Origin of the sequence: Cupriavidus pauculus (assembly GCF_003854935.1) — a bacterium.
Taxonomy (GTDB): Bacteria; Pseudomonadota; Gammaproteobacteria; order Burkholderiales; family Burkholderiaceae; genus Cupriavidus; species Cupriavidus pauculus_C.
The window spans coordinates 1,293,430-1,309,338 of record NZ_CP033969.1 but is presented as its reverse complement, the minus strand read 5'-3'; the positions used below and the strand labels follow the sequence as shown (position 1 = coordinate 1,309,338).

General features: G+C 68.8%; 14 protein-coding genes. 3 read left to right on the top strand and 11 right to left on the bottom strand.

The window, feature by feature from the left end; genetic code table 11:
- Positions 1-2 precede the first annotated feature (2 nt).
- The 11 genes from murG to coq7 form a co-directional block, all read right to left on the bottom strand.
- Positions 3-1,070: an undecaprenyldiphospho-muramoylpentapeptide beta-N-acetylglucosaminyltransferase gene (gene murG, locus EHF44_RS07725; RefSeq protein WP_124683201.1), complete on the bottom strand. Its 1,068-nt coding sequence runs from the start codon at positions 1,068-1,070 to the stop codon at positions 3-5.
- Positions 1,067-2,308, bottom strand: a complete 1,242-nt coding sequence (gene ftsW, locus EHF44_RS07720; protein ID WP_124683200.1) for a putative lipid II flippase FtsW — start codon at positions 2,306-2,308, stop codon at positions 1,067-1,069. The genes murG and ftsW overlap by 4 nt, the downstream gene beginning before the upstream one ends.
- Positions 2,305-3,816 carry a UDP-N-acetylmuramoyl-L-alanine--D-glutamate ligase gene (gene murD / locus EHF44_RS07715; RefSeq protein WP_124683199.1) on the bottom strand — a complete coding sequence of 504 codons (1,512 nt, stop codon included), beginning with the start codon at positions 3,814-3,816 and terminating at the stop codon, positions 2,305-2,307. Before murD ends, ftsW begins: the two co-directional genes overlap by 4 nt.
- A gap of 57 nt (positions 3,817-3,873) precedes the next feature.
- Complete coding sequence (mraY, locus tag EHF44_RS07710) at positions 3,874-5,043, bottom strand: phospho-N-acetylmuramoyl-pentapeptide-transferase (protein WP_124683198.1); 1,170 nt, start codon at positions 5,041-5,043, stop codon at positions 3,874-3,876.
- Positions 5,044-5,055: 12 nt separating this feature from the next.
- Positions 5,056-6,456: a UDP-N-acetylmuramoyl-tripeptide--D-alanyl-D-alanine ligase gene (locus EHF44_RS07705; RefSeq protein WP_124683197.1), complete on the bottom strand. Its 1,401-nt coding sequence runs from the start codon at positions 6,454-6,456 to the stop codon at positions 5,056-5,058.
- Positions 6,453-8,000, bottom strand: coding sequence for a UDP-N-acetylmuramoyl-L-alanyl-D-glutamate--2,6-diaminopimelate ligase (locus EHF44_RS07700; RefSeq protein ID WP_124683196.1), 1,548 nt, complete (start codon positions 7,998-8,000; stop codon positions 6,453-6,455). The genes EHF44_RS07705 and EHF44_RS07700 overlap by 4 nt, the downstream gene beginning before the upstream one ends.
- Complete coding sequence (locus EHF44_RS07695; protein WP_124683195.1) at positions 7,997-9,817, bottom strand: peptidoglycan D,D-transpeptidase FtsI family protein; 1,821 nt, start codon at positions 9,815-9,817, stop codon at positions 7,997-7,999. The genes EHF44_RS07700 and EHF44_RS07695 overlap by 4 nt, the downstream gene beginning before the upstream one ends.
- Entirely contained in the window at positions 9,814-10,131 is a 318-nt protein-coding gene (gene ftsL, locus EHF44_RS07690; protein ID WP_124683194.1) for a cell division protein FtsL, read from the bottom strand. The genes EHF44_RS07695 and ftsL overlap by 4 nt, the downstream gene beginning before the upstream one ends.
- The gene (gene rsmH / locus EHF44_RS07685) at positions 10,128-11,105 is read right to left on the bottom strand and encodes a 16S rRNA (cytosine(1402)-N(4))-methyltransferase RsmH (protein WP_124683193.1); all 978 of its coding nucleotides are present in this window, start codon (positions 11,103-11,105) and stop codon (positions 10,128-10,130) included. The genes ftsL and rsmH overlap by 4 nt, the downstream gene beginning before the upstream one ends.
- A 7-nt stretch (positions 11,106-11,112) precedes the next feature.
- On the bottom strand, positions 11,113-11,541 hold the full coding sequence (mraZ, locus tag EHF44_RS07680; protein ID WP_124683192.1) for a division/cell wall cluster transcriptional repressor MraZ: 429 nt from the start codon (positions 11,539-11,541) through the stop codon (positions 11,113-11,115).
- Between the two features lie 462 nt (positions 11,542-12,003).
- Entirely contained in the window at positions 12,004-12,627 is a 624-nt protein-coding gene (gene coq7, locus EHF44_RS07675; RefSeq protein WP_124683191.1) for a 2-polyprenyl-3-methyl-6-methoxy-1,4-benzoquinone monooxygenase, read from the bottom strand.
- A gap of 343 nt (positions 12,628-12,970) precedes the next feature.
- On the opposite strand from coq7, the gene EHF44_RS07670 reads away from it, so the two are divergent.
- From EHF44_RS07670 to EHF44_RS07660, 3 genes are all read left to right on the top strand, one after another.
- Positions 12,971-14,155 (top strand): porin, encoded by a 1,185-nt coding sequence (locus EHF44_RS07670; protein WP_124683190.1) that lies wholly within the window; start codon positions 12,971-12,973, stop codon positions 14,153-14,155.
- A 173-nt stretch (positions 14,156-14,328) separates the two neighbouring features.
- A complete protein-coding gene (locus tag EHF44_RS07665; RefSeq protein ID WP_124683189.1) occupies positions 14,329-15,330 on the top strand; it encodes a Bug family tripartite tricarboxylate transporter substrate binding protein in 1,002 nt (333 codons plus the stop codon).
- 69 nt (positions 15,331-15,399) lie between these two features.
- Positions 15,400-15,909, top strand: coding sequence for a MarR family winged helix-turn-helix transcriptional regulator (locus tag EHF44_RS07660; protein WP_124683188.1), 510 nt, complete (start codon positions 15,400-15,402; stop codon positions 15,907-15,909).

Genomic DNA, 15,909 nt, shown 5'->3' with positions numbered 1-15,909 from the left:
ATTTACCTTGCCATCTGGCGGCAGATTTCGGCCACGCGCCGCGTGGCGTCCGGCTTCGCCAGGTGGCGCGCAGCGCGCGCCATGTCCTTCAGTTGCCCGCGGTCCAGGCTGGCCAGCGTCTGCGCCAGGCCCTCCGCGTTCAACGCATGTTGTTGCACCAGCAACGCCGCGCCCTGCTTCGACAGGAACTGGGCGTTGGTGGTCTGGTGGTCGTCCACCGCGTGCGGGAACGGCACGAACAGCGCGGCCACCCCGGCGGCCGCCACCTCGGATACCGTCATCGCGCCCGCGCGGCAGATGACCAGGTCGGCGTCGGCATAGGCCGCCGCCATGTCGTCGATGAATGGCACGGTCTCGCCGGCCACGCCCGCTGCCGCGTAGTTCGCGCGAAGCTGGTCGATCTGCTTTGCCCCGGCCTGGTGCGTCACCACCGGCCGGCTGGCCTCGGGCAGCAGCGCCAACGCCTTCGGCACGACGTCGTTCAGCGCGGCGGCGCCCAGGCTGCCGCCCACCACGAGAATCCGCAGCGGGCCGGTCCGGCCGTCGTAGCGCGACGCCGGATCGGCAATCGACGCCAGCTCGGCCCGCACCGGGTTGCCGGTCCACTCGCTGTCCGGCAGCGCATCGGGGAACGCGCACAGCACGCGGTCCGCCACCCTGGCCAGCACCTTGTTGGTCAGGCCGGCGATGGAGTTCTGCTCGTGCAGCACCAGCGGCCGGCCCAGCAGCGACGCCATCATCCCGGCCGGAAACGTGATGTAGCCGCCCATGCCCAGCACCACGTCCGGCTTGACCCGGCGCAGCGCGCCCAGGCTCTGCCAGAACGCGCGCAGCAGGTTCAGCGGCAGCAGGAACTTGGTCAGCAGGCCCTTGCCGCGCAGCCCGCCGAACTGGACGAATTCCATCGGGATGTCGTGCTTGGGCACCAGCGTGGCTTCCATGCCCGTGCGGTTGCCAAGCCAGACCACGCGCCAGCCCTCGTCGCGCAGCGCGTGCGCGACGGCCAGCCCCGGGAACACGTGGCCCCCGGTGCCGCCCGCCATGACGAGGAGGGTGCGGCCGTCGGTCATACCTTGCCCCCGCGCATCAGCACCCGGTTCTCGTAGTCGATCCGCAGCACGATGGCCAGCGCCACGCAGTTCATCAGGATGCCCGAGCCGCCGTAGCTCACCAGCGGCAGCGTCAGCCCCTTGGTCGGCAGCAGGCCCAGGTTCACGCCCATGTTGATGAAGGTCTGCCAGCCGATCCAGACGCCCATGCCCTTGGCCACCAGCCCGGCGAACGTGCGGTCGAGCTGCAGCGCCGTGCGGCCGATGTTGAAGCAGCGGCGCACCAGCCAGTAGAACAGCACGATCATGACCAGCACGCCGACGAAGCCGAATTCCTCGCCGATCACGGCCAGGATGAAGTCGGTATGCGCCTCGGGCAGGTAGTGCAGCTTCTCGATGCTGCCGCCCAGGCCCACGCCGGTCCATTCGCCGCGCCCGAACGCGATCAGCGAGTGCGTGAGCTGGTACGCCTTGCCCAGCGCGTTGCTTTCTTCCCACGGGTTCAGGTAGGCGAAGATCCGCTCGCGGCGCCACGGCGACGCCGTGATCAGCAGCCCGAACGCCCCCACCGCCACGCCCACCAGCCCCGCGAACAGCTTGCCGTTGATGCCGCCCAGGAACAGGATGCCCATCGCCACTGCCGCGATCACCAGGAACGCGCCCATGTCCGGCTCCAGCAGCAGCAGCATGCCCACCACCACCACGGCCACGCCCATCGGCAGGAAGCCCTTGGAGACGGTCTGCATCCATTCCTGCTTGCGCACCGTGTAGTTGGCCGCGTACAGCACCACGGCCAGCTTCATCAGCTCCGACGGCTGGAAGTTCATGATGCCCAGCGGAATCCAGCGCCGCGCGCCGTTCACGCCCTTGCCCACGAACGGCACCAGCACCAGCACCAGCAGCACCAGCGCGACGATGAACAGCTTGGGTGCGTACTTGTCCCAGACCTTCACCGGGATCTGGAACGCCACCAGCCCCATCGACAGCCCGATGAACAGCGCGAACGCGTGCCGCACCAGGAAGTGGGCCTCGCGGTAGTTGGCGTAGCGCGGAGAGTCCGGCAGCGCGATCGACGCCGAGTAGACCATCACCAGGCCGAACGTCAGCAGCACGATCGCCACCCACAGCAGCGGCTGGTCGTACTCCATCATCCGCGAGCGCGTGGGCTTGACGCCCGACACCGCGTCGCGCAGGCCGCCCCAGGCGCTGCCGATGGTGGCGCCGATGAATCCGCTGCGCTTGACCTGCGTGTCGCTCATGGCATGATCCCCCGGGACAGCGCCAGTTCTTCCACCGCGCCGCGGAACACCTGCGCGCGGTGGACGTAGTTGCGGAACATGTCCAGGCTGGCGCACGCCGGCGACAGCAGGACCACGTCGCCGCCCTCGGCCAGCCGCGCGGCGGCCTCGACGGCGGCTTCCAGCGAGTCGGCGTCAACGATCTGCGTGCCGGTGTCGGCCAGCGCCGCGCGGATCTCGCCGGCGTCCTTGCCGATCAGCACCACGGCGCGCGCGTACTGGGCCACGGGCGCGGCCAGCGGCGAGAAGTCCTGGCCCTTGCCCTCGCCCCCGGCGATCAGCACCACGCGCTTGTCCAGCCCGTTCAGCGCCGCCACCGTGGCGCCGACGTTGGTGCCCTTGCTGTCGTCGAAGTACTCGACGTCGTCGATCGTCGCCACCCATTCCACGCGGTGCGGCTCGCCGCGATACTCGCGCAGGCCGTGCAGCAGCGCGTTCAGCGGCAGGTCGATCGCCCGGCACAGCGCCAGCGCCGCCATGGCGTTGGTGGCGTTGTGCATGCCGCGGATGTGCAGCGCATCGGCCGGCATCAGCCGCTTGTGGCGCACCGGCAGGGCGGCCTCGGGCGTGTCGTCCTTCTTGCGGCGGCGCGGCTTCTGGTCGGCTTCGGCCTCGTGGTCGGGCTCGGCCAGGATCAGCCACGGCATGCCGCCGTCGCGAAGCACGCCGTAGCTGCCCACCGTCTCGGGCAGGTCTGTGCCGAAGGTGACCAGCGCGGTGCCCGGGCGGGCCATGTCCATCGTCAGGCGGTCCTGGCGGTTCAGCACCTGCACGCAGCCCTTGCCGGCCGGGCCGAAGATGCGCGCCTTGGCGGCCGCGTAGGCCTCCATCGAGCCGTGCCAGTCCAGGTGATCCTGTGTGAGGTTCAGCACAGTCGCCGCGTGCGGCGCCAACGAGAATGTGTAGGCCAGCTGGAAGCTCGACAGTTCGAGCACCCAGACATCGGGCAGCGTGGCGCTGGCAATGCATGCCGAGAGCTTGTCCAGCGCCGACGGGCTGATGTTGCCGGCCACGCCCACGGTCTTGCCCGCCCGCTCGATCAGGCGGCCGGTCAGCGCGGTGGTGGTGGTCTTGCCGTTGGTGCCGGTGATCGCCAGCACCTTCGGCGCGTAGCCGGACGTGGCTTCCAGGTAGCCCAGTGCCTGCGCGAACAGTTCGATCTCTCCCCAGACCGGAATGCCGCGCGCCTGGGCGGCGTCCAGCAGCGCCTGCGTGGCGGGATCCAGCGGCGACAGTCCCGGGCTGATCGCCACCAGGCCGATGCCGTCGAGCAGGGCATCCGCGAACGGGCCGCCGACGAACTGGGCCGACGGGAGTTCGGCCTGCAGGAAGGCCAGGTTGGCGGGCGCCTCGCGGGTGTCGGCCACGCGCACGCGGCAGCCGTTCAGGCCGCACCAGCGTGCCATGGCCAGCCCCGATTCGCCGAGGCCAAGTACCAGCACATGAGGTTTCTGCAACACGCCGAACACTTCGATTTCCTGCCTTTTCAGTCCGTAGAGAGAGATTTCCGCCGCATCAGCGCCGCGTCAGCGCAGCTTCAGCGTCGACAAGCCGATCAGCACCAGCAACATGGTGATGATCCAGAACCGCACGGTGACCTGGGTTTCCTTCCAGCCGCCCAGCTCGAAATGGTGGTGCAGCGGCGCCATGCGGAACAGCCGCCGGCCCTCGCCAAACCGCTTCTTGGTGAACTTGAACCACGTCACCTGCAGCATCACCGACAGCGTTTCCACCACGAAGATGCCGCCCATCACGAACAGCACGATTTCCTGGCGCACGATCACGGCGATGGTGCCCAGCGCGCCGCCCAGCGCCAGCGCGCCCACGTCGCCCATGAACACCCGCGCCGGGTGCGCGTTGAACCACAGGAACGCCAGCCCCGCCCCGGCCATCGCCGAGCAGAAGATCAGCAGCTCGCCCGCGCCCGGGATGTGCGGGAACAGCAGGTACTTGCTGTAGACCGCATTGCCCATCACGTACGCGAACACGCCCAGCGCGCCGCCCACCAGCACCACGGGCATGATCACCAGGCCGTCCAGCCCGTCGGTCAGGTTCACCGCGTTGCTGGAGCCGACGATCACCAGGTACGTCAGCACGATGAAGCCGGTCACGCCCAGCGGGTAGCTGATCTCCTTGAAGAACGGGACGATCAGGTTCATCTTGTACGGCACGTCGGCAAACATGCCGCCTTCGATCCAGCCCAGGAACAGGCTCCAGACGCGCACGTTGCTGGCCTCGGACACCGAAAACGCCAGGTAGACCGCGGCCACCAGCCCGATCAGCGTCTGCCAGAAGAACTTCTCGCGGCTCGACATGCCGCGCGGGTCGCGATAAACGACCTTGCGGTAGTCATCCACCCAGCCCACGGCGCCGTAGCCGATCGTCACCAGCAGCACCACCCAGATGAAGCGGTTGCCCCAGTCGCTCCAGAGCAGCGTCGACACGCAGATCGAGATCAGCACCAGCACGCCGCCCATCGTCGGCGTGCCGGACTTCACCAGGTGCGTCTGCGGGCCGATGGTGCGCACGGCCTGGCCGATCTTCAGCTCGGTCAGCCGGCGGATGACCCACGGCCCGAAGCCCAGGCCGATTACCAGCGCGGTGAGGTTGGCCATCACCGCGCGGAAGGTCAGGTAGTTGACGACCCGCAGGAAGCTGTAATCGTTTTGCAGCCACTGGGCCAGAGCCAATAACATCGTCTTTCTTTCTTAATGAGCGGAAGGTGATGCGACCAGCGCGTCGACCATCCGTTCCATGCGCATGAAGCGCGATCCCTTCACGAGCACGGCGGCCGCACCGGCCACCACACCCTCCCCGTCTGCCTGCAGCGCCTGCGCCAGCGCATCCGCCGTGGCGAAATGCCGGCCCGCGGCGCCGTACGCCTGCACCGCGTGATTGGCCAGTTCGCCGGTGGCCCAGAGCGTCTCGATGCCGCGCTCGCGCGCATAGGCGCCGATTTCCCGATGGAATGCCGGGCCCTGGTCGCCCACCTCGCCCATGTCGCCGATCACCAGCACGCGCGGCGCGGCAAAGCCGGCCAGCACGTCGATGGCGGCGCGCATCGAGTCCGGATTCGCGTTGTACGTATCGTCGATCACCACGGTCCCGGCCGGCGTGTGCTTGACCTGCAGCCGGCCCTTCACGGCCGCGAAGCCGGCAATGCCGCGCTGGATGGCATCGACCGCCACGCCGGCGGCCAGTGCGCAGGCCGTGGCGGCCAGCGCGTTGCGCACGTTGTGGGCGCCCAGCAGCGGCAGGCGCAAGTCGAACGCCTTGTCCTCCGCCACCACATGCATGACCTGCACGCCTGCCTGGACCGACACGCTGGCCCGCACGTCGGCCGACGCGTCGGTGCCGAACGCCAGCACGCGCCGCCTGCCGGCCGCCTGGCGCCAGATTGCCGCGTGCTCGCCGCCGCTCTCGGCATCCACCGGAAACACGGCCACGCCGTCAGCCGGCAGGGCCGCGATGGCGCTGGCGTGCTCGTGCGCCACCGCCTCCACGCTGACCATGAACTCCTGGTGCTCGCGCTGGGCGTTGGTGATCACGGCCACGGTGGGCTGGGCGATGCCGGCCAGGTAGACCGTCTCGCCCGGGTGGTTCATGCCCAGTTCCAGCACGGCCAGCCGGTGGTGCGCGCGCAGGCGCAGCACGGTCAGCGGCAGGCCGATGTCGTTGTTCAGGTTGCCGCCGGTTGCCAGCCTGTCGGCCTCGCCGACGGCCGCCGCAAAGATGGCCGCGATCATTTCCTTGACCGTGGTCTTGCCGTTGCTGCCGGTCACGGCCACCGTGGGCGGCGTGAATTGGCGGCGCCAGCCGGCGGCCAGCTCGCCCAGGCCGATGCGCGTGTCGGGCACCACCAGCGCGGGCACGTCGACGCCCGGGTCGCGGCTCACCAGCACGGCGGCGGCGCCGCGCGCCACCACATCGGCCAGGAAGTCGTGCGCGTCGAAGCGCTCGCCCTTGAGCGCCACGAACAGGTCGCCGGGCTGCACGGTGCGGCTGTCGGTATGCACGCGCGAGAACGCACGCGCGGCATCGTCTGAAATACGCGCGCCGGCCATCCAGCCGGCGGCTTGCTGCAAAGTCGTCATCGGGGTTCCATTCATGCCGATACTCCCCGCGTGCCCAGGGTCAGGCGCACATGTTCGCGGTCGGAGAACGGCCGCTTGCGGCCCTGGATCTCCTGCGTGGCTTCATGGCCCTTGCCGGCCACGAGCACCACGTCGGCCGGGGCGGCGTGCCGGATCGCCTGCAGGATCGCGGCGGCGCGGTCCTCGATCAGCCGCGCGCGGCTGCGGTCCTGCATGCCGTCGGCAATCTGTTCGAGGATGTCGAGCGGGTCCTCGCTGCGCGGGTTGTCGCTGGTCAGCACCACCTCGTCGGCCAGCCGCTCGGCCACGCCGCCCATCAGCGGGCGCTTGGTGGCGTCGCGGTCGCCGCCGCAGCCGAACACGCACCAGAGCCGGCCCTGGCGGGCGTCGGCCACCGGGCGCAGCGCGGCCAGCGTCTGCGCCAGCGCGTCGGGCGTGTGGGCGTAGTCGACCACGGCCAGCGGCGCATCGTGGCCGCCGAACAGTTCCATGCGGCCGTCGACCGGCGCCAGCGTGCGCAGCGCGGCAATCGCGGCATCCCAGGCCACGCCCTGGGCCAGCGCGGCACCCAGCACGGCCAGCAGGTTGCTGACGTTGAAGGTGCCGATCATCGGCGTGGCCACGTCGGCGCTGCCGAAGCTGCCATCGACGCGGAACGCCGTGCCCGACGCCGTGGCGCGCACGTCGGTCGCCCGCAGCCACTGGCCACGGGCCGTGGTGGCGCCGGCCTTGCCGTCGATGCCGTATTCGATGACCTGCGGCGCGCTGACGGCGGCGGCGTTGCCGGCCAGCAGCCGGGTGCCCATCGCATCGTCGCGGTTGATCACGGCCGCGCGCAGCCCGTCCCACTGGAACAGCAGCGCCTTGGCCGCCTCGTACTCGGCCATCGAGCCGTGGTAGTCCAGGTGGTCCTGCGTCAGGTTGGTCAGCACGGCCACGGCAAACCCGGTGCCGGCCACGCGGCCCTGCTCCAGCCCGTGCGACGACACCTCCATGGCGATGGCGCGCGCGCCGGCGTCGTGCAGCTCGGCCAGGCTGGCCTGGAGCTGGACGGCGTCGGGCGTCGTGAATCCGGTGAGCTGCAGCGCGTCCGGGAAGCCGGTGCCCAGCGTGCCGATGGTCGCGCACGGCGTGCCGGTGGCCTGCAGGAGCCGCGCCAGCCATTGCGAGCACGACGTCTTGCCGTTGGTGCCCGTCACGCCGGTCACGGCGAGGTTGCGGCTGGCGATGCCGTACCAGCCGGCCGCGATCGGGCCGGCCAGCCAGTGCAGGCGCGACACCGGCAGATGCGGCACGGCGTCGCCATGCGGCCAGTCGAAGCCGTCGGCCTCGTAGACCACGGCCGACGCGCCGGCGGCGATGGCCTTATCGATATGCGGACGCCCGTCGGTCGACAGCCGCGCGTTGCCCAGCACGTACGCGAAGAACACGTCGCCCGGACGCAGCCGGCGCGTGTCGCCGGTCAGGCGCGCGCCGGCCGGGGCGTGCGTACGCAGCCAGGCCAGCGCGTTGCTGGCCTGGGTGGACACCTCGATCGGGAGCATCGGCGTTGCCGTCATGGCGTGGCGCTCCAGGGCGGTTCGCTTTCCTGCACCTTGTCGGTGACCATGAGCTGGCGGATCGGGGAATCGGGCTGCACGTTCAGCGACCGCAGCGCGCCGCCGGTGATCGCCGAGAAGACCGGGCCGGCCACCGCGCCGCCGTAGTGGCTGCCGGCGGTCGGCTCGTCCACGCTGACCGCCACGATCACGCGCGGGTTGGACATCGGCGCCAGGCCGATGAACGACGCGCGGTATTTGCTGCGGTCGTAGCCGCGGCCCACGTGCTTGTACGCGGTACCGGTCTTGCCGCCCACGCGATAGCCCATGACCTGGGCTTCCGGCGCCGTGCCGCCCGGGGCGGTCACGGTTTCCAGCATGCCGCGCACGTCGCGCGCCACCTGGGGCGACAGGATGCGCTCGCCGCTGACCGGGCCGTTGGTCTTGAACATCGACACCGGGATCAGCTCGCCGTCGTGCGCGAAGATGGTATAGGCGTGCGCCACCTGGAACAGCGACACGGACAGGCCGTAGCCGTACGACATCGTGGCCTGCTCGATCGGGCGCCAGCTCTTCCAGGGCCGCACGCGGCCGGCCACGGCGCCCGGGAAGCCGATCTTCGGCGCCTGGCCCAGGCCCACGCTGGTGAACATGTCCCACATTTCCTGCGGCTTCATCATCATCGCGATCTTGGTCGTGCCGATGTTGCTCGACTTCTGGATCACGCCGCCCACCGTGAGCGCGCCGTAGTTGTGGGTGTCCGAGATCGTGGCGCCCTCGAACGTGAACTTGCCGGTCGTCTGGATCGTCGTGGCCGGCGTCACGCGGCCCAGCTGCAGCGCCAGGCCCACCGTGATCGGCTTCATCATCGAGCCGGGCTCGAAGGTGTCGGTCAGCACGCGGTTGCGCAGCTGTTCGCCCGACAGGCGGCTGCGGTCGTTCGGGTTGTAGGTCGGCCAGTTGGCCAGCGCCAGCACCTCGCCGGTCTGCGCGTCCAGCACCACGGCGCTGGCGGCCTTGGCCTTGTTGCGCTCGACCACGGCCTTGACCTCGTTGTAGGCCAGGTACTGGATCTTGGCGTCGATCGACAGCTGCATGTCCTGCCCGTCGCGCGGCGTCTTGAGAATGCCGACGTCCTCCACCACGCGGCCCAGACGGTCCTTGATGACCTGGCGGGCGCCGGGGCTGCCGGCCAGCACGCCCTCGCGCGCCAGTTCCACGCCTTCCTGGCCCTTGTCCTCGACGTTGGTGAAGCCGACGATGTGCGCCATCGCCTCCCCTTCCGGGTAGAAGCGCTTGTATTCGCGGGTCTGGTGCACGCCGTCGATCTTGAGCGCGGCGATCTTGTCGGCGGCGTCGGGCAGCACCTGGCGCTTCAGGTAGACGAAGCTCTTGTCCTCGTTGAACTTGGTGCGCAACTCCTTCTCGGACATGTCCAGCAGCCTGGCAAGCTGGCGCATGCGCTGCGGCTCCAGGTCGTTCGGCACGTCCTCGGGCACGGCCCAGATGGCCTTGACCGGCAGGCTGGTGGCCAGCACCAGGCCGTTGCGGTCCAGGATCTTGCCGCGCGTGGCCGGCAGTTCCAGCGTGCGCTGGAAGCGCTTCTTGCCTTCGGCCTCGTAGAACTGGTTGCCCGGGCCCTGGATCCACATCGCGCGCCCGGCCAGCGCCAGGAACGCGGCGAACATCAGGAACACCACGAACTTGGAGCGCCACATCGGCAGGCGCAGGCCCAGGACCGGGCTGGCCGAGAACTGGCCGGTGCGCGGACGCGCGGCGTCGCCACGCGGCTTGTTGCCGGTGCGGGCGCGGTTCAGGGACGGACGGGCCAGGCTCATTTCGCGGCGCCTCCGGCCGGCTGCTGGGCATCCGGCGGGGTATCGGGCAACACCACGCCCTGCAGGTACTGGGTGCGGCCGGCCATTGCCGGGGCCATCTTGAGCTGCGCGCGGGCCGCGTCGGCAATCCGCGCGCTCTTGCTGAGCGAGCTTTGCTGGTACTGCAGCCGCGCCCAGTCGATATCGAGCTGCTTCTCCTCGGCCTGCGCGCGCTCCAGCGCCACGAACAGCGTGCGCGCCTGGTGCTGGGCGCTGACCAGCGACAGCGCGCACAGCATCAGCGCGGCCAGCAGGAAGAAGGTCAGGCGGTTCATGCCGGCTGGCCTCCGAGCTTTTCGGCCACGCGCATCACGGCGGAGCGGGCGCGCGGGTTGGCGGCCACTTCCTCGGCGCCGGGCTTGAAGCGGCCCAGCAGCTTCATGGTCGGCTGGGGCAGGTCGGCGGCGCGCAGCGGGGCGCGGCGCAGCGCCGGGTCCGCGTCGCGGCCCGGTTGCGCATGCGCCTGCATGAACCGCTTGACGATGCGGTCCTCCAGCGAGTGAAAGCTGATCACCACGAGGCGGCCTCCGGCCTGCAGCAGTTCGTACGCCGCCGTCAGACCTCTTTCGAGGTCCTCAAGCTCTTGATTGACGTGAATCCGTAGAGCTTGAAAGGTGCGGGTCGCAGGGTCCTGACCCTTCTCGCGTGTCTTGACGGTTTTCGCCACGAGCGCGGCAAGCTCTGAAGTAGTGGCGACTGGTCCGCCATCGCCGGGTTCGCGCCGGCGAGCAACAATCGCCTTTGCAATCTGTACAGCAAACCGTTCTTCCCCATAGTCTCGTATCACCCTGGCAATGTCCTGCTCGTCCGCCTGCGCGAGCCACTCGGCGGCGGTGACGCCGCGCGTGGTGTCCATGCGCATGTCCAGCGGGCCCTCGAAACGAAAGGAAAATCCCCTCGCCGCCTCGTCGATCTGGGGCGAGCTGATTCCCAGGTCGAGCAGTACGCCAGCCACGCGGGGTCGCCCGGCCAGCCGGGTGCCCATGTCCGCAAAGCTCGCGTGCTCAATGGAGAAGCGGGCATCCTTGATGGTGCCCGCTTCTGCGATTGCTGCCGGATCCTTGTCGAAGGCGACGAGGCTGCCGGCCGGCCCAAGCCGCGCCAGCACGGCCCGGCTGTGACCGCCTCTTCCGAAGGTGCCGTCCACGTAGGCGCCGTCGGGCCGCCAGACGAGCGCGTCGACGGCCTCGTCCAGCAACACGGTGCGATGGCGCAGGGCGGTGGTCCCCGGCGTTTCGGTAGGGGTCATGACCTCTTCAGAAAGAGAAATTCTTCAATGCGTCCGGCATGCCTTGCGCCATCGCCGCCTGTTCCTTGGCGGCGTAGGTGGCGGCATCCCAGACTTCGAAATGGCTGCCCATGCCGAGCAGCATCACTTCCTTGTCGAGCATGGCGGCACTGCGCAGCTCCGGTGCGATCAGCACGCGGCCTGCGCCGTCCATCTCCACGTCGGCGGCGTTGCCCAGGAAGATGCGCTTCCACCAATGCGCATCCATCGGCAGCGCCGCGATGCGGCCGCGAAAGACCTCCCATTCGGGCCTGGGAAAGAGCAACAGGCAGCCATCCGGGTGCTTGGTCAGCGTCACCCGGCCCTCGGCCTGCGATTGCAGCGCCTCGCGGTGCCTGGCCGGAATGGACATCCGGCCCTTGGCATCGAGCGACAGCGCCGATGCTCCCTGAAACAAGCTCTTTCCCCCGGTAACCGCCGGCTATTCCAGCCTTTGGCAGGTCGATTCGTCATTGACCGCAACCGATTGTTCCGACGCGAATGATCGCAGACGGAGGTCGGTTTATCACACAAAAATACACTTCCTCACACTATTTCCCACTTTAGAGGAAGCATTTTGGCCGGTCAAGGCTCGAGATGGGGCAAAAAAGGGGGTTTTTTTAATCAGAACAAAGACTTAGCGCGCCAACTTCACGCACCGCAACAGTGAATCCTTAATGAAATGAAGCACTTGGGGAGCAAAGCAGAGAAACCACCTGAGAACGACTCGCGGGAGGGACTGCTGACGGCGCGGACACATTTGCGTTCCGCGCCGTGGGGAAGGATACAACGTTTTGCCGCCAGCCCCGTCCGGCCAAGGGCTCGCGGCGGTTTTCCACAGGCGGGGCAGGCAGCGACGGCCCGCCCGGCTCGGATGTACTCAGATGCGATAGGCCGTGGTGGTCATCACCCGGGACGCGGCACGCATCAGCGCGCGCACCGGCCCGGGCAGCGGCACGCCGCCGGCATCGCGCGCGGCATCGCCATGGCGGACTTCGTCGTCGCGCATCTGTTCGAGGATCGCGCGCGAGCGGCCATCGGTGGCGGGCAGGCGTTCCAGGTGTCCGGTCAGATGGTGCTCGACCTGGCGCTCGGTCTCGGCGACAAAGCCCAGACTCACGCGGTCGCCGGCCCGGCCCGCAACAAAGCCGATCGCGAACGCGCCGGCGTACCAGAGCGGATTCAGCAGGCTCGGCCGCGAACCCAGTTCGCGCAGCCGCTCGGCGCACCATGCCAGGTGGTCTTCTTCCTCGCGCGCGGCGGCGTCCATCTGCGCGCGGACCGGCGCGCTGTGCGCGGCCAGCTTCTGCGCCTGGTACAGGGCCTGGGCGCAGACCTCGCCGACATGGTTGATGCGCATGAGGCCGGCCACGTGCCGGCGTTCCTCGGGGCTCATCTGCTCCGCGTCGGGCGCGAGCCGGTCCGCCGGGTTGTCCCGGCCGCCTCGCGTGGCGCCGGCGATGGCGCGCAGCGCCACGTCGAATTCTCTGATCAGCGTGTCCATGCGTGTGTCAATGGAGAGTCTGCGGAGCCGGCACGCGCGATGCCCCACTGATGGGTAGAGGGTTGTCTCGGCACCGTTCCGGGATTTCCCGCATTGTACCCGCGCCGTTTTGTGCAGGTTTGCGCCATGCCATGCCACGGCGTGGTTTCGCTAAGGCCGGGTCCCCAATAACCCTTAGTTGTGAAAACCAGACAAGACGTTTACCACAGGGTCAAAAAAAGAGCGCTTTTGCTAGAGTGGTCGGCAGCTTCCCAGGAAGTCAAGCACGGAAGGATGAAGAGGGCTCACAGGAGGTCCTTCCGCATAGCTTCAACTAATAATTCTTAAGTGGAGATCACCCAGCATGAAAAAATCGCTACTCGCGCTTGCCGCGATGAGCGCTTTTGCCACGGCTGCAAATGCGCAATCGAGCGTGACCCTGTACGGCGTCGTTGACGTGCCGATCGAATACAACAACCACCTGGCACCGGGCGTCAACACCACGCCGGCTGGCCTGAACGCCAGCGGCATCCCGCAATCGCTGCCGGGCGGCGGCAGCCGCGTTGGCCTGCAGACCGGTGGCGGCCTGTCCGGCTCGCGCTGGGGCCTGCGCGGTACCGAAGACCTGGGCGGCGGCAATTCGGCGCTGTTCGTGCTGGAAAGCGGTTTCGGCCTCGATGACGGCCGCTCGCAGCAGGGCGGCCGCCTGTTCGGTCGTCAGGCGTACGTCGGCCTGCAGAGCAACACGCTGGGCCGCCTGACCTTCGGTCGCCAGTACACGACGATGTTCGACATGTTCGCGAACTTCTCGCCGACCGGCTACGCGACGATCTACGAACCGGTGGTGGCGCAGCTTGGCACCAACTTCCGTTCGGACAACACGGTCAAGTACACGGCCAAGGCCGGTCCGCTGACGGCCGAGGCGCACTGGAGCTTCGGCACCGGCGTGGCCGCCATCGGCCCCGTGCCGCTGGCTGGCGCGGGCGCCGGCGAAGTGCCGGGCAACTTCAACAACAACGCGGGCGGCGGCGCCGGCCTGCTGTACATGAGCGGTCCGTTCGGCCTGACCGTGGCCTATGACGAATGGCGTCCGGCCGTCGTGATCGGCCAGCAAGGCCGCTCGCGCAAGATCGGCGTGGCCGGCAGCTACGCGGTGGGCCCGTTCAAGGGCATGATCGGCGCCCGCTACGGCCGCCTGACCGCCGCCGACGGTGCCGAACTGCAGCGCGACAACTACTACTGGGCCGGCCTGAACTACCAGGTCACCCCGCCGCTGGGCCTGACGCTGGCGTACTTCTACGACGACATCAGCCAACTGCGCGCGGCCTCGGGCCTGGCGTCGAACAACCCGGCCAACCCGTGGCAGATCAGCTTCGTGGCCGACTACAACTTCTCGAAGCGCACGGACGTCTACCTGACGGCCGGCTACGTGAAGAACTCGGGCCTGAACTTCGACACCTCGGCCGTGAGCTTTGCCAACGGCTACTTCCTGCAGCAGGGCAAGAACAGCCAGATCGGCGTGGCCGTCGGTATCCGCCACAAGTTCTGACCGCCTCGCGCCGTCGACATTGTTCCTTATCTTCCAAGGCGCCTTCGGGCGCCTTTTTTCATGGCGCACGGTGAATGTCTCAACGGGTTTCACCTCATCCGCGAAGTGGCGCCCGCCAAACTAGAATGGCCTGCAGACCGGAACACCCGGCCGCCATACCTGGAGACCTTGCCATGCACGCACCCCGCCGGCGCACCCTCGCGCTGTTCCTGTCGATCGCCCTGGGGCCGCTGGCCGCGGCGTCCGTCCATGCCAGCGACGCCTATCCCGCCCGGCCGATCCGGCTGGTCGTGCCGTTCCCGGCCGGCGGCACCACCGACATCATGGCGCGCGCCGTATCGGCCGAGCTGTCGAAGCTGCCCGGCTGGAACGTGGTGGTCGACAACAAACCCGGCGCGGGCGGCAACATCGGCTCGGACATCGTCGCCAAGGCGGCGCCGGACGGCTACACGCTGCTGATGGGCACGGTCGGCACGCACGGCATCAACCAGTCGCTGTACGGCAAGCTGCCGTTTGATCCGATCAAGGATTTCGCGCCGATCACGCTGGTGGCGGCCGTGCCGAACGTGCTGGTGGTCAACCCGGCGTTCGCGCAGCAGAACAAGATCAACTCGGTGAACGACCTGATCGCCTACGCGCGCGCCAATCCGGGCAAGCTGAACATGGCGTCCAGCGGCAACGGCACGTCGATCCACCTGGCCGGAGAGCTGTTCAAGACCCAGACCAAGACGTTCATGGTCCATTTTCCGTACCGCGGCAGCGGCCCGGCGCTGACCGACATGACGGGCGGCACGATGCAGGTGATGTTCGACAACCTGCCGTCGTCGATGCAGCTGATCAAGTCCGGCAAGCTCAAGGCGCTGGCGGTGACCAGCGCCAAGCCGTCGCCGGCGCTGCCGGGCGTGCCCACGGTGGCCCAGGCCGCGAACCTGCCCAGCTTCGAGGCCAGTTCGTGGTTTGGCCTGCTGGCGCCGGCCGGCACGCCGCCGGAGATCATCCACCGCATCCAGCAGGAAGTGTCCAAGAGCCTCGGCACGCCGGCCGTGCGCGAGCGGCTGGTGGCCCAGGGCGCCGAGCCCAGCGGCAACACGCCCGAGCAGTTCGCCGCGCTGATCCGCGCCGAGACCACCAAGTGGGCCAAGGTGGTCAAGGACTCGGGCGCCAAGGTCGACTAGGCCGGGCGCCAGCCCGCCCCGGCAGCGCATATACTTGAGGCATCAAATGTTCGAGCTTCCCGGATCACGATGCCCAATCCTTCCGCCGCCAGCAGCGCCGCCACCGAGGGCGCCCCGGTAGACCTGGAAACCAGTGCCGGGGAATCGGAGCACGAGGCGCTGCGGCTCTGGCTGCGCCTGCTGACCTGCACCACGCTGATCGAGGGCGACATCCGCTCGCGCCTGCGCCAGGAGTTCGCGGTGACGCTGCCGCGTTTCGACCTGATGTCGCAGCTAGACCGCCATCCCGAGGGGCTCAAGATGGGCGAGCTGTCGCGCCGCATGATGGTGACCGGCGGCAACGTCACCGGCATCACCGACCAGCTCCAGCAAGAGGGCCTGGTCACGCGCGAGGCACTGCCCACCGACCGCCGCGCCTACCTGATCCGCCTGACCCCGGCCGGCCGCGAGGCCTTCTCGCGCATGGCCAGCGCCCACGAGGGCTGGGTGGAACAATTGTTCGCCGGGCTTGCCGAAACGGACAGGCGCGCCCTCTTCCGACTGCTGGGACGCCTCAAAACCAGCCTGAGCTCGCCATGA

Excerpts from the sequence above, each read along its gene's own strand:
- murG (WP_124683201.1), bottom strand. The coding sequence starts at position 1,070 with ATGACCGACGGCCGCACCCTCCTCGTCATGGCGGGCGGCACCGGGGGC.
- ftsW (WP_124683200.1), bottom strand. The coding sequence starts at position 2,308 with ATGAGCGACACGCAGGTCAAGCGCAGCGGATTCATCGGCGCCACCATC.
- mraY (WP_124683198.1), bottom strand. The coding sequence starts at position 5,043 with ATGTTATTGGCTCTGGCCCAGTGGCTGCAAAACGATTACAGCTTCCTG.
- EHF44_RS07705 (WP_124683197.1), bottom strand. The coding sequence starts at position 6,456 with ATGAATGGAACCCCGATGACGACTTTGCAGCAAGCCGCCGGCTGGATG.
- EHF44_RS07700 (WP_124683196.1), bottom strand. The coding sequence starts at position 8,000 with ATGACGGCAACGCCGATGCTCCCGATCGAGGTGTCCACCCAGGCCAGC.
- EHF44_RS07695 (WP_124683195.1), bottom strand. The coding sequence starts at position 9,817 with ATGAGCCTGGCCCGTCCGTCCCTGAACCGCGCCCGCACCGGCAACAAG.
- ftsL (WP_124683194.1), bottom strand. The coding sequence starts at position 10,131 with ATGAACCGCCTGACCTTCTTCCTGCTGGCCGCGCTGATGCTGTGCGCG.
- rsmH (WP_124683193.1), bottom strand. The coding sequence starts at position 11,105 with ATGACCCCTACCGAAACGCCGGGGACCACCGCCCTGCGCCATCGCACC.
- coq7 (WP_124683191.1), bottom strand. The coding sequence starts at position 12,627 with ATGGACACGCTGATCAGAGAATTCGACGTGGCGCTGCGCGCCATCGCC.
- EHF44_RS07670 (WP_124683190.1), top strand. The coding sequence starts at position 12,971 with ATGAAAAAATCGCTACTCGCGCTTGCCGCGATGAGCGCTTTTGCCACG.
- EHF44_RS07665 (WP_124683189.1), top strand. The coding sequence starts at position 14,329 with ATGCACGCACCCCGCCGGCGCACCCTCGCGCTGTTCCTGTCGATCGCC.
- EHF44_RS07660 (WP_124683188.1), top strand. The coding sequence starts at position 15,400 with ATGCCCAATCCTTCCGCCGCCAGCAGCGCCGCCACCGAGGGCGCCCCG.